This window comes from Phocaeicola acetigenes, assembly GCF_027529745.1.
In the GTDB taxonomy this organism is placed as follows: Bacteria; Bacteroidota; Bacteroidia; order Bacteroidales; family Bacteroidaceae; genus Phocaeicola; species Phocaeicola acetigenes.
The window spans coordinates 297,098-310,066 of record NZ_JAPZVM010000001.1 but is presented as its reverse complement, the minus strand read 5'-3'; the positions used below and the strand labels follow the sequence as shown (position 1 = coordinate 310,066).

The window sequence follows — 12,969 nt, the reverse complement described above, 5'->3', positions numbered from 1 at the left end:
TTTATTTGTCGAAATAGATTTTGCCGAAAAACTCGGGACAATGGAAACAAGGTTTAGGCAAGTCGATAGGACTCCACGACAGGAAGTGAGGTGTCTGCAGTAAATCGCCACACTTGTAGAAATTGGCACGTGCAGTCAGGCCATCCAGATTGAGGATAGAATGACGGAAGAATGCAGATACGGGAATTATCAGAGTTAAATCCCAAGTACATAAACCCACTTTTTCTTCGAAAGGAGTTCTTCCGAGTGAAGCCCATCGGGATACGCTGTCCAGTGCTTCGGAAGGAGCATGCATACGGTCGCCTACCCGTCCGAATTCTATCAGCAAGGTGCCGGCACAGTTGCACTCAAAGTTATAGTATACGTCTTCTTTTTCGTCAGGCTGGAAAAAAAACTCTGCACAGGCATCCTCCCATACCCGTCCGTTGTCTGCAGGTGCCACGGCACGTACACTTTCTTCGGTAATGTGATAATGCAAGAGAATGCGGTCGCCTGTGTGGGCAACAGCAAATTTCATTTCCGGCTTGTACGGATATTCTTTCCAGTTTACGTTGTCTACAGCATGATATGCAATTTGTTCCTTTTCAAATAAAGAAGGAATCTGCTCGGGTTTTATCTCTCCGCATGCTGCCAGTTTCTTGATGTGTAATTCTTTCATGTTATTCCGATTAGGTGATAATCTGTTATTTCCCTATACAATGGTATACGAAGCCTAAATCATTCAGCTCGTTTCCATCGTATATATTTCTTCCGTCGAAGATGACCGGAGCTTTCATGGTTTTCTTGATTACTCCCCATGCCGGCAAACGGAATTCCTTCCATTCGGTCACCATCAGAAGGGCATCGGCATCGAGAAGGGCATCGTACATATCGCGTGCGTAATATATGGTATCTCCCACTCTGCGTTTGGCTTCTTCCATAGCAGCCGGATCGTATGCCCGAATCTGGCAGCCGGCTTCCTTGAGTTTTTTGATAAGTACCAGTGCAGGCGCTTCGCGCATGTCGTCTGTTTCCGGCTTGAAGGCCAGCCCCCACATGGCAATGGTTTTGCCTTCCAGATTGCCGTTGTAATATTTCTGCAGTTTACGGAACAGAATATCTTTCTGTGCTTCGTTTACTTCTTCTACCATTTTCAGTACACGCATGCTGTATCCGTTTTCTTCTGCGGTTTTGATAAGAGCTTTTACGTCTTTAGGGAAGCAGGAACCTCCATATCCACATCCTGGATAAAGGAACTTGCGTCCGATGCGGCTGTCGGAACCGATACCGCTGCGTACCATGTTTACATCGGCTCCTACCAGTTCGCACAAATTGGCGATATCGTTCATAAAACTGATACGGGTAGCCAGCATGGAATTTGCAGCATATTTTGTCATCTCTGCCGATGGAATATCCATGAAAATTACACGGAAATTGTTGAGCAGGAACGGGCGGTAAAGCTTGGTCATCAGTTCTTTAGCCTTATCTGATTCAACCCCTACTACAACGCGGTCTGGAGTCATGAAGTCGCTGATGGCATTGCCTTCCTTCAGGAATTCCGGATTCGAAGCAACATCGAACTCGATGGAGCATCCTCTTTTTTCCAGTTCTTCGTGAATGGCTGCTTTTACTTTTTTGGCAGTACCTACCGGTACGGTACTTTTTGTAACGACCAGTACATATTGATTCATGCAGGAACCGATGGTACGGGCCACATCCAGCACATACGAAAGGTCGGCACTTCCATCTTCATTGGGAGGGGTTCCTACCGCACAGAATACGATGGTGACCTTATCCAGACATTCTTCCAGAGAAGTGGTAAAATGCAGGCGTTCTGCTTTTACATTGCGCAGCACCATGTCTTCCAATCCTGGTTCGTATATTGGTATAATGCCTTTTTTCAAGGCTTCTATCTTTTCTTTGTTTGTATCTACACAATACACATTTGCTCCTGTTTCGGCGAAGCAAGTACCTGTAACCAAACCGACATATCCGGTTCCTACAATTGCGATATTCATAGTTATTTCTTCTGTTTCTATATGCGATGCAAAAGTAAAATAAAAAAAGAAGCCGACCGAGAAATGGAAACGAAAGTTTGTAGGTTTACGGAAAAAAATATTAATTTTGCAATTATGATTGAATTGTCGAAACATATCGAAGTGTTACTGCTTGAGAACGATTGTGTTATCGTTCCGGGATTAGGTGGCTTTATTGCTCATTACCGTTCTTCTGTATATAAAGAAGATACTCAGGAGTATTGTCCTCCTGTGCGTACAATCGGATTTAATCCTCAGCTGGTGATGAATGACGGCTTGCTGGTACAATCGTATATGCAGGCATATGATACTGACTTTCCCGATGCAACCCGGCGGATAGAAAAGACTGTTGCTTCTCTGAAAGAGGAACTTTACAAGAAAGGACAGTTTTCGCTTGGCAGTGTGGGTATGTTGTATTATAATATGAACGGTGGTTATGGGTTTGAACCTTGCGACGGTGGTTATTTTACCCCTTCTCTTTATGGTCTGCAGCGCTTTTCTTTGCCTGTTTTGCCGGAAGAGCAAATACAGAAGGTTCAGCTTGAAAATAGCCTTGCAGATTTGCAAGATGCAGAAATACCTCAGCAGCATACTGCGTTGAAACCGTTGCGCCATTGGTTGCAGACGGCTGTGGCTGTAGCAGCTGCTATCCTATTGTTCTTTGTTCTGTCCGTTCCGGTAGAAAATACGTATATGGACGAAGCAAATTATGCTTCACTAGGCTCTGCTACGTTGTTTGATGCAATCCGCAATCAGTCGGTGAATACTCAGGTGGCCGGCTCTTCGGTACAGCAGGAGGTTGCCCGCAAATCTTCTCGAAAGAATAATGTCAATACATTGAAACCGGTAGCTGTTAAAGTGGAAAAAGTGGCAAAGTCTTCTACTCCTTCTTCTAAACCGAAAGTAGAAAAGGCAAAACCAGTTGCAGCATCGGCTGTAACTCCTGCCGCAACAGCTTCTCCTAAAAAGGAAACAAAAACAGTTGCACAACCTAAGAAAGTCCAACCGGTGTATTATGTGATTATTGCAAGCCTTACAACCCGTACAGATGCACAGCGGGAACTGAAGAAGTTTCAGGAAGAAGGATGTACCAAAGCTGTTATCTTAGAGTCTCAAGGTAAATATCGTATTGCTTTCGACCAATATTCTACGCAAACGGGTGCATATGGAAAAGTACAGGAATTGAGAAAGCAAGATGCTTTCAAGAATGCCTGGGTATTTACTTCCAACAAATAATCTGAAGCATTAAAGTATGAAAAGAGTAAGATGTCCGAAATGTGACAATTATATACAATTTGATGAAACAAAATACGAAGAAGGGCAGTCACTCGTCTTTGTGTGTGATCAGTGTAAGAAACAATTTGGAATCCGTATCGGTAAATCGAAATTGAATGCGGCTAATCGTCGGGAGGAAGTTGTAGATGAAACCGACGGTTTGCAAGACTATGGTAATATTGTAGTTGTTGAGAATGTATTCGCATTCAAGCAGGTACTTCCCTTAAAAGAGGGAGATAATGTGATAGGACGTCGTTCTAAAGGTACGGAAGTGGACATTCCGATTGAAAGTAACGATCCGAGCCTCGACCGCCGTCATTGTATTATTCATGTAAAGCGTAACAAACAGGGCGAAGTGGTGTATACTCTTCGGGATAATGACAGTGTGACGGGAACTTTTTTGATGAATGAATTGTTAGGTCCTAAGGATAGAGTCCGTATTGAAGGAGGTGCTATTATTACCTTGGGAGCTACTACATTGATTTTACGCAGTGCAGAGTCTGACTCTTAAAAACAATTCGGTGTATAAAACCGTTTATTTGATACGAATAACTAACTATTTAAGGATAACTAACTAATAAACAACTTTGATTATGGCCTTTACGAATAACGTAATGATTGTACGCCACAAGTTGCTCGAGAATCTTGTCGCTTTGTGGAAAGAAAATCAACTGATAGAAAAAATAGACCGTATTCCTTTGGAATTTAGCCCTCGTCGTTCGCAGGCAGTAGGCAGATGCTGTATTCATAAAGAACGTGCGGTGACGAAGTATAAATCTTTGCCATTGCTGGGATGGGATATGACTGATGAAACGGATGAATTGACTCCTCTTTCAGAATATGCCCGCAAAGCATTGGAACGTAAAGGAAAAATCAAGGAAAATATATTGTGCGTGATTGATGAAGCTTGTTCTTCATGTGTGCAGGTAAACTATGAAGTAAGTAACTTGTGCCGTGGTTGTGTAGCACGTAGCTGCTATATGAATTGTCCGAAGGGAGCAGTTCATTTTGATAAAAAGACAGGACAGGCACATATTGATCATGATACTTGTATTAGCTGTGGTATCTGTCATAAGAGTTGTCCTTATCATGCAATCGTATACATTCCTGTTCCTTGTGAAGAAGCTTGTCCGGTTAAGGCTATTCAGAAAGATGAACACAATATCGAGCATATTGATGAAAGCAAGTGTATCTATTGTGGTAAATGCTTGAATGCTTGTCCGTTTGGCGCAATTTTCGAAATTTCTCAGATATTCGATGTGCTTGAAGCAATCCGTAATGGAGAACAGGTGGTTGCTATTCCTGCTCCTTCTATTTTAGGGCAGTTCAAGGCTTCTATCGAACAGGTATATGGAGCATTGAAACAAGTAGGCTTTGCGGATGTGATAGAAGTAGCGGAAGGTGCTATGCATACTACCAGCAATGAAGCTCATGAACTGCTGGAAAAACTGGAAGAAGGACAGAAATTCATGACGACTTCCTGCTGTCCGTCGTATATTGAGTTGGTGAACAAACATATTCCTGATATGAAGAAATATGTATCTTCCACCGGTTCCCCTATGTATTATGCTTCACGCATTGCAAAACAGAAATATCCGAATGCAAAAGTAGTCTTTATCGGCCCTTGTATCGCTAAGAGAAAGGAAGCACAACGTGATGAGTGTGTGGATTATGTAATGACTTTCGAAGAATTGCATCCTTTGTTCAAGGGATTGGGTATTGAACTGGAACAGGCTAATCCGTATAAAGTAGCTTATGAATCGGTGTGCGAAGCTCATGGATTTGCTCAGGCTGGTGGAGTAGCCGGAGCTGTGAAGGCTTATTTAGGTCCTAAGGCAGATGGTATCAAGATGTTACAGTTCTCTGATTTCAATAAGAAGAATATCGGTGTATTGCGTGCTTATGCCAAGACTGGAAAGGTAGATGCACAATTTATCGAGATGATGGCTTGTGAAGGTGGATGTGTGACCGGACCAAGTGCACACAACGATCCTGTGGCTGGTAGAAGACAGTTGAATCAGGACTTGTTGAAGCGTACACTGAAATACGAAAACAGTAACGATAAATAACTCTTCTCAATGAGAAGTTTAATAGAACGTCTTCATCGGGAGCATACCTTGTCTCCCGATGAATTACGTACTCTTTTGGTTGGTTGTGATGCTGAGCATTTGGCATTGATTAACCAAAAAGCCCGTGAAGTAGCATATTCTCATTTTGGCAATCGGATTTTTATTCGAGGATTGATAGAAATCGGCAATTGCTGTCGGAATGATTGTTTTTATTGTGGTATACGCCGCAGCAACCGTAATGTAGAACGTTACCGGTTGGATAAGGAAACGATACTTTCCTGTTGTGCGCAAGGATATGAATTAGGCTTTCGTACTATTGTATTGCAAGGTGGAGAAGATAATTATATGACAGACGAACGGGTTGTAGATCTGGTTTCGTCCATTCGTAAAGCTTATCCGGATATTGCAATTACATTGTCATTAGGAGAAAAGTCAACAGAGGCATATCAGGCCTTTTATCAGGCAGGAGCCAACCGTTATCTGTTGCGCCACGAAACACATAATGAAGCACATTATCAAAGTTTGCATCCGGAAAGCATGTCGTTGCAAAACAGATTACGTTGTTTGTACGATTTGAAGAAAATTGGCTATCAGACAGGAACTGGAATTATGGTAGGAAGTCCGGGGCAAACGATTGAACATTTGGTCGAAGACATCCTTTTTATTGAAACTCTTCAACCGGAGATGATTGGTATCGGTCCTTTCCTCCCCCATCACGATACTCCTTTTGCATCTGAACCGTCCGGAAAGATGGAACAAACATTATTATTGCTTTCTATATTCAGATTGATGCACCCCAAAGCACTTATTCCTTCAACCACAGCATTGGCTACTTTAGCTCCCGATGGACGGGAAAGAGGTATCCTGGCAGGTGCTAATGTAGTGATGCCTAATCTATCACCCGTATGGCAACGTAGCAAATATGCTTTATACGATAATAAAGCCTCTATGGGAGCAGAGGCCGCAGAAGGATTGCGGTTGTTGGAAGAAAAGTTGGATGCAATAGGATATGTGATAGACAAAAGTAGAGGTGATTACGAAAACTGAACAACTAAATTGTAGAAGATTATGTATAAAATAGATTCCCCTCATGCAGAAGAGTTTATCTGTCATGATGAAATTTTGGATACATTAGCTTATGCTCAAGCACATGCCGATGATAAAGAACTTATTCGCTCGTTGATAGAGAAAGCACGAGCTTGTAAGGGGCTTAGTCATCGTGAAGCAGCAGTGCTGTTGGAGTGTACAGACTCGGATTTGCTGGAAGAGATTTACAATCTGGCCCGTGAGATAAAGAAAAAATTCTATGGCAATCGTATCGTCATGTTTGCTCCTTTGTATTTGTCCAATTATTGTGTCAATAGTTGCGTATATTGTCCGTATCATGTGAAAAACAAGACGATAGCCCGTAAAAAGCTGACTCAGGAAGAGATTCGCCGCGAAGTAATTGCCTTGCAAGATATGGGACACAAGCGTTTGGCACTTGAAGCAGGAGAAGATCCAATACGCAATCCGATAGAATACATTCTGGAATCTATTCAGACTATCTATCAGATTAAGCATAAGAACGGAGCTATACGCAGAGTGAATGTAAACATTGCTGCTACTACAGTAGAAAATTACAGAAAGCTGCACGAAGCAGGTATTGGTACCTATATTCTCTTTCAGGAAACGTACCACAAAGAGAATTATGAAAAACTGCATCCACGTGGTCCGAAGAGCAATTATGCGTATCATACGGAAGCTATGGACCGTGCCATGCAGGGAGGTATTGATGATGTGGGGTTAGGAGTTTTGTTTGGGCTCAATACATATCGTTACGATTTTGTAGGATTGCTGATGCATGCCGAACATCTGGAAGCAACCTATGGAGTAGGTCCTCATACAATCAGTGTACCTCGTATTTGCTCAGCGGACGATATTGATAAAGCCGACTTTGAGAACGCTATCTCCGATGAAATATTCCAGAAGATTGTTGCTGTGATCCGTATCAGCGTGCCTTATACCGGTATGATTATTTCTACCCGAGAATCTCAACGCTCACGCGAAAAGGTACTCGAACTGGGAGTTTCACAGATCAGTGGTGGTTCGAAAACCAGCGTAGGAGGCTATGCAACAGAAGAAATTTCCGAAGAAAACTCTGCTCAGTTTGATGTCAGTGATACCCGTACATTGGATGAAATTGTAGCATGGTTGCTGCGTTTGGGCTATATTCCCAGCTTCTGTACAGCCTGTTATAGAGAAGGACGAACCGGAGACCGCTTTATGTCGCTGGTAAAGACTGGCCAGATAGCCAATTGTTGTGCTCCCAATGCTTTGATGACCTTGCAGGAGTATCTGGAAGACTATGCATCTCCGGAAACTCGTGAGTTGGGTATTGATATGATACGTAAGCAAATGGAACAGATACCCAATCCGGCCATTCGCAAACGTGCCTTGGAGAACTTAGAGCGCATAAAGGAAGGTAAAAGAGATTTCAGATTTTAATGAGTATGGAAAATACACCTCGTTCAAATCGTATTCATATTGGAATTTTCGGAAAGAGAAATAGTGGAAAATCTTCGTTGATCAATGCTTTGACCGGACAGGAGATTGCTGTTGTATCCGATTTTGCCGGTACGACAACCGATCCCGTCTACAAGGCAATGGAAATACACGGTCTGGGAGCCTGTGTGTTTATTGATACTGCAGGGTTGGATGATGAAGGTGAACTGGGAGCTTTACGCATCAAACAGACAATGCGTGCAATGGAGCGCACGGATATTGCCTTGATTGTGTGCACAGACGATCAGATTGACCAGGAACTGCAATGGAGCAAATGGTTGAAAGAGAAGAACACCCCTATCCTATGGATATTGAATAAGGCCGACTTACATGCAGACAGCGAACAGATAGCCCGTCGTATAGAGAAACGATGCGGACAAATGCCTTTGATTGTCAGTGCCCGGAATCGGGAAGGAATGGAAGAGATACGCCGAAGCATGATTGGGCAGTTCCCTGATGAAACTATGGAACGCGGTATTGTAGGCAGATTGGTCTCTGCCGGGGATGTAGTGATGCTGGTTATGCCTCAAGATATTCAGGCTCCGAAAGGAAGACTGATTCTTCCGCAGGTACAGACAATCCGTGAACTGTTGGATAGAAAGTGTCTTGTAATGAGCTGTACTACAGAGAATATCACCTCTATGCTTCAAGCATTGGTAGAACCTCCTAAACTGATAATTACTGACTCACAGGTCTTCAAAACGGTATACGAACTGAAGCCCGAGGCAAGTCGTCTTACCTCGTTTTCTGTACTGTTTGCCCAGTACAAAGGCGATATAGACTATTATATCGAAGGAGCCAATGCCATCAGTCAGTTGACTGAGAAATCGAAAGTCTTGATAGCCGAAGCATGTACACATGCTCCCCTTACAGAAGATATAGGCAGGGTAAAAATACCACGTATGCTGCACAAACGGATTGGAGAAGGATTGCAGATAGATATGGTTTCCGGTACAGATTTTCCGGAAGACCTCTCCTCTTACGATTTAGTCATACATTGCGGAGCCTGTATGTTCAACCGTAAATATGTATTGAATCGTGTTGCACAGGCACGTAACCAGCATATCCCGATGACCAACTATGGTGTAGTGATTGCTTATATAAATGGAATCTTGGATAAGATTGACTATTGATTTGGGAGTATAAGAGCGGTAAGCGGGACTCGAACCCGTGACTTTCGGCTTGGGAAGCCGACGCTCTACCAACTGAGCTACTACCGCAATTCGATAACAGACTCAAAGGTAGATTTTATTTTTGGAATAAACAAGAATAAAATCTGCCTTTTTTATTCCCAAAATTTCATGACATCCGTTTCTCCCCAATACCAATGAGTGAACCCGGCAATGACATTCTTATATCTGTAAATTGGAGTACCCACTTCTGTTCCTGCCGGTGTATAAAGTGGAGCTTCTGTTGGTAAAGCATCCGGATTGAGGACGGTTGAATAGTGAAATTCATGGCCTTTCCACTCCATATTACGGTAGTTCATTCTTCGGTAACCGGTCGTCAAACGTGAGTCGGCCGAAGTGCACTCAAACGGTAATACATCGGCCATGGCATAAGCCGTGCCCCCCTTCCGTACTGTGAGTGAACGGGACAGGAGTACCATTCCACCACATTCGGCCAGTAGTTTTCCTCCCTTTTCTGCATAATCCCGAAGTTGCAGCATAAGTCGTTTACGACGGTGTAATTGTCGGGCAAAAAATTCGGGATATCCTCCCGGCAGATATACCAGGTCTGCTTTAGGAAGGTCACTTCCGTATACGGGACTGAAATAGGTTATTTTTCCCAACTCTGCCAGCCGGTCTATATTCTCCCGATATAAGAAACAGAAAGCCGGATCGCGTGCAATGGCAATCTGCATCCGTTTCCCTTGAGAATAATGCATGGCTTCGATGCCAATTTCCGAAGTGTAAGGCAATGTGTATCGACAGGGAAAAATACGTGTGCATAGATTCAGCATCTTATCTATATCGACATGCTTTTCAATCTGTTCGGCTACACGTGAAGAGACCGATACAATAGATTGTTTTTCTACCGATGTAATGCTTTGATGGCGGGAAGGCAGATTGATATCCTCTATAGAAGGCAAATGCCCCAAACATTCTATTCCTGCGTCCGAACAGGCTTCTTTCAGCATGGCAAAATGAGCCGGAGAGACTGTTTGGTTGAATACTACTCCTGCAATTCTGACCGAAGGATTAAAATGACGGAATCCGTATAGAAGAGGAGCTACAGAGTAGGCTGTCGCTCTGGCATTGACTATTAAAATAACAGGTATGTTCAGTATCTTTGCGATTTCGGCACAACTTCCTTGCATGCGCCGGTAACCGTCGTACAGTCCCATCACTCCTTCCGTTATACAAACATCCGCATGTTCTCCGTATTTATTGTAGATGTATTGAATATGGGTGCGTGAAGCCAGGCCGAGATCCAAATTCACAGATTCCCGTTCGGATACAATAGTATGATATTGTGTATCAATATAATCTGCACCACATTTAAAAGGCTGCACCTTTACGCCGCGCTTGTGCAAGGCATGCAAAAGCCCCAGTGTGAAAGTAGTCTTTCCACTTCCCGAGACTGGTGCAGCAATCATAAACTGTGGTTTCATATTATAGCATTACTTCTTTTTAAAACGTGGGCAAAGATACGAAGATTAAATAGAAGAATTGCTATCTTTGCACTCCTTTCGACGGATGGAAGGGTAAAAAGATAAAAAAGCATGAAAGTACGTTTTATGAGTCTGGGAAGCGGAAGTAGCGGGAATTGCTACTATCTGGGAACAGATAATGAAGGAATTTTGATAGATGCAGGCATCGGTATCCGTTCTATAAAGAAAATCTTCAAGGAAACAGGACTGAGTCTGGAAAATATACGCGCCGTATTTGTAACTCACGACCATGCCGACCACATCAAGGCTGTAGGTCATTTGGCCGGTAAGCATAACATTCCAATTTATGCTACACAGGAGGTACATTATGGTATTTCGCGCAGTTATTGCATGACGGAAAAGCTGGATAAAGAGCATACGCGTTTTATTCGGAAAGAGGAAACAATAAGACTTGGAGATTTTGAAATTACCTGTTTTGAGGTTCCGCACGACGGTACCGACAATGTAGGATACTGTGTGGTGATAGATGGTAAGACTTTTTCTTTTCTGACCGACATCGGGCATATTACAGAAACAGCCGCAAAGTATATTGCAAAAGCAAACTATCTGATACTGGAAGCCAACTATGATGAGACTATGCTGCAAATGGGCCCCTACCCTTATCATTTAAAAATGCGCATTGCAAGTCCGAACGGACATATGTGCAACCGGGAGATGGCCGACTATATTGCGTCCAATATGCCGGAAGGATTGAAATATTTATGGCTTTGCCACCTGAGCAAAGACAACAATCATCCGGAACTGGCATACAAAACGGTAGAAATGGCTTTGAAGGAAAAGAATATTATAGCCGGACAAGACTTGCAAGTCATTCCTTTAAAAAGAACCGTTCCTTCGGAATTGTACTGTTTTGAATAAGTTTATTTTTGAAAGATAGAATGAAAACAGGGAGAATAAAATGCTGAGAAGCAAATTATTTCTCCCTGTTTGGTATCATGCTGATTCAATCCGAACTGTATCCTGTAATCGGCGTTGTTGGCTGTACATCCGACGACGTCGGCTGTAAAATCAGTGTCGCCGTTTGCATATCCGACGCCGTCGGTCGAAAAACTCTTCTGTTATCGTTTTTTTTCAATAACTTTTGGTATTTAAAATAAAGCACGTATATTTGGGGCGCTACTTTAACTGCAAAGACAAAGTAGCTGCTATGTAAATCTTTGTATAAATCTAAAAATTGAAACACAATTATGAGTTTAGAAAGAACTTTAGTCATTTTAAAACCATCGGCAGTACAGCGTGGTTTGATTGGAGAAATAACTACCCGTTTTGAACGTAAAGGCTTGCATTTGATTGGAATGAAAATGATGCAGCTTACCGATGAAATACTGAATGAGCATTATGCTCACTTGAGTGAAAGACCGTTCTTCCAGCGTGTAAAAAATTCGATGATGGCTTCCCCTGTCGTTGTATGTTGCTATGAAGGAGTAGATGCTATTCAGATAGTTCGTTCTATGACTGGTGCTACAAATGGTCGTGTCGCAATTCCCGGAACAATTCGTGGTGATTACAGTGTCAGTTCGCAGGAAAATATCATTCATACTTCCGATTCTCCTAAAGCTGCCTTGGAAGAAATAGCACGTTTCTTTAAGCCGGAAGAACTATTCGAATATAAATCATGTGCTCAATCATTCTTGTATTATCAAGAAGAATATCAACTTATCTGATTTATAGAATATTATAGAAAATCACTATAAAAAGTTGAAAAAGTTATTCCTTTTTATTTGTTCTTTTCAAATAAAGGTTATACCTTTGCACCCGCAATCAAAAAGGCACTCTTAGCTCAGTTGGTAGAGCAACTGACTCTTAATCAGTGGGTCCAGGGTTCGAATCCCTGAGGGTGTACTTTAATTCGGGAAATTTGACAATTTATAGTGGATGCACTCTTAGCTCAGTTGGTAGAGCAACTGACTCTTAATCAGTGGGTCCAGGGTTCGAATCCCTGAGGGTGTACCAAATGGAAGAGTAGATTAAGTTGTAGATAATCAATATTTTACAAATTAATTTACTCTTTTTATTTCTACCCTATTCTTCGTTTATAGATTAAAAAAAAGGAAAATCACCTCACTTTTGAGTGATTTTACATGTCCGAAAACTTATCCTTTTTTATTTAATCTATTATGGCCACATTAAAACTTACAATTATCAAAGCAAAAGTTCTTAAGAATGGGAAGCACAAAATCAGAATCGCGTTGTGCCATAAAGGAGAAACATGTTACATTTTAACACGTTATCTCATTGATTCTGAGAACCAATTCAAAAATGGACTTATCCAAAAAAGACAGGATGCAAGCGTCATTAATATGAAGCTGAGAAGCCTGCTGAATGATTTATTACGTATTCGTTATTTAAATCATAATCTGTAAAATCATTACAAATCTCCGTATTATTGTTA

General features: G+C 42.1%; 12 protein-coding genes and 3 tRNA genes. 11 read left to right on the top strand and 4 right to left on the bottom strand.

Annotated elements, in window-relative coordinates:
- Nucleotide 1 precedes the first annotated feature (1 nt).
- Together O6P32_RS01345 and O6P32_RS01340 are read right to left on the bottom strand one after the other, a co-directional pair.
- The gene (locus O6P32_RS01345; RefSeq protein ID WP_269876393.1) at nt 2-658 is read right to left on the bottom strand and encodes a carbohydrate-binding family 9-like protein; all 657 of its coding nucleotides are present in this window, start codon (nt 656-658) and stop codon (nt 2-4) included.
- Nucleotides 659-683: 25 nt separating this feature from the next.
- Nucleotides 684-1,997 (bottom strand): UDP-glucose dehydrogenase family protein, encoded by a 1,314-nt coding sequence (locus O6P32_RS01340; RefSeq protein WP_269876392.1) that lies wholly within the window; start codon nt 1,995-1,997, stop codon nt 684-686.
- A gap of 114 nt (nt 1,998-2,111) precedes the next feature.
- Here O6P32_RS01340 and O6P32_RS01335 point away from each other — a divergent pair, with 114 nt between their 5' ends.
- The 6 genes from O6P32_RS01335 to hydF all read left to right on the top strand — a co-directional run bounded on the left by O6P32_RS01335 (nt 2,112) and on the right by hydF (nt 9,036).
- The gene (locus O6P32_RS01335) at nt 2,112-3,251 is read left to right on the top strand and encodes an HU domain-containing protein (RefSeq protein WP_269876391.1); all 1,140 of its coding nucleotides are present in this window, start codon (nt 2,112-2,114) and stop codon (nt 3,249-3,251) included.
- Nucleotides 3,252-3,267: 16 nt separating this feature from the next.
- Entirely contained in the window at nt 3,268-3,801 is a 534-nt protein-coding gene (locus O6P32_RS01330; protein ID WP_178265916.1) for an FHA domain-containing protein, read from the top strand.
- Between the two features lie 82 nt (nt 3,802-3,883).
- A complete protein-coding gene (locus tag O6P32_RS01325; RefSeq protein ID WP_178265915.1) occupies nt 3,884-5,359 on the top strand; it encodes a 4Fe-4S dicluster domain-containing protein in 1,476 nt (491 codons plus the stop codon).
- A 9-nt stretch (nt 5,360-5,368) separates the two neighbouring features.
- Complete coding sequence (hydE, locus tag O6P32_RS01320) at nt 5,369-6,406, top strand: [FeFe] hydrogenase H-cluster radical SAM maturase HydE (RefSeq protein ID WP_269876390.1); 1,038 nt, start codon at nt 5,369-5,371, stop codon at nt 6,404-6,406.
- Between the two features lie 21 nt (nt 6,407-6,427).
- Nucleotides 6,428-7,846 (top strand): [FeFe] hydrogenase H-cluster radical SAM maturase HydG, encoded by a 1,419-nt coding sequence (gene hydG, locus O6P32_RS01315; protein WP_269876389.1) that lies wholly within the window; start codon nt 6,428-6,430, stop codon nt 7,844-7,846.
- Nucleotides 7,847-7,851: 5 nt separating this feature from the next.
- The gene (hydF, locus tag O6P32_RS01310; protein ID WP_408636028.1) at nt 7,852-9,036 is read left to right on the top strand and encodes a [FeFe] hydrogenase H-cluster maturation GTPase HydF; all 1,185 of its coding nucleotides are present in this window, start codon (nt 7,852-7,854) and stop codon (nt 9,034-9,036) included.
- A 14-nt stretch (nt 9,037-9,050) separates the two neighbouring features.
- Here the strand turns inward: hydF and O6P32_RS01305 are convergent.
- Both O6P32_RS01305 and O6P32_RS01300 read right to left on the bottom strand, forming a co-directional pair.
- Nucleotides 9,051-9,123, bottom strand: a tRNA-Gly gene (locus O6P32_RS01305).
- Nucleotides 9,124-9,188: 65 nt separating this feature from the next.
- The gene (locus O6P32_RS01300) at nt 9,189-10,517 is read right to left on the bottom strand and encodes a cobyrinate a,c-diamide synthase (protein WP_269876387.1); all 1,329 of its coding nucleotides are present in this window, start codon (nt 10,515-10,517) and stop codon (nt 9,189-9,191) included.
- 111 nt (nt 10,518-10,628) lie between these two features.
- On the opposite strand from O6P32_RS01300, the gene O6P32_RS01295 reads away from it, so the two are divergent.
- The 5 genes from O6P32_RS01295 (at nt 10,629) to O6P32_RS13625 (ending at nt 12,940) form a co-directional block, all read left to right on the top strand.
- Nucleotides 10,629-11,435 (top strand): MBL fold metallo-hydrolase, encoded by an 807-nt coding sequence (locus tag O6P32_RS01295; RefSeq protein ID WP_269876386.1) that lies wholly within the window; start codon nt 10,629-10,631, stop codon nt 11,433-11,435.
- A 329-nt stretch (nt 11,436-11,764) separates the two neighbouring features.
- Complete coding sequence (ndk, locus tag O6P32_RS01290) at nt 11,765-12,241, top strand: nucleoside-diphosphate kinase (RefSeq protein ID WP_178265909.1); 477 nt, start codon at nt 11,765-11,767, stop codon at nt 12,239-12,241.
- A gap of 105 nt (nt 12,242-12,346) precedes the next feature.
- A tRNA-Lys gene (locus O6P32_RS01285) sits at nt 12,347-12,419 on the top strand.
- A 35-nt stretch (nt 12,420-12,454) separates the two neighbouring features.
- Nucleotides 12,455-12,530 (top strand) — tRNA-Lys (locus tag O6P32_RS01280).
- Nucleotides 12,531-12,694: 164 nt separating this feature from the next.
- Nucleotides 12,695-12,940: a hypothetical protein gene (locus O6P32_RS13625; RefSeq protein WP_332909932.1), complete on the top strand. Its 246-nt coding sequence runs from the start codon at nt 12,695-12,697 to the stop codon at nt 12,938-12,940.
- The last annotated feature ends 29 nt before the right edge of the window (nt 12,941-12,969 follow it).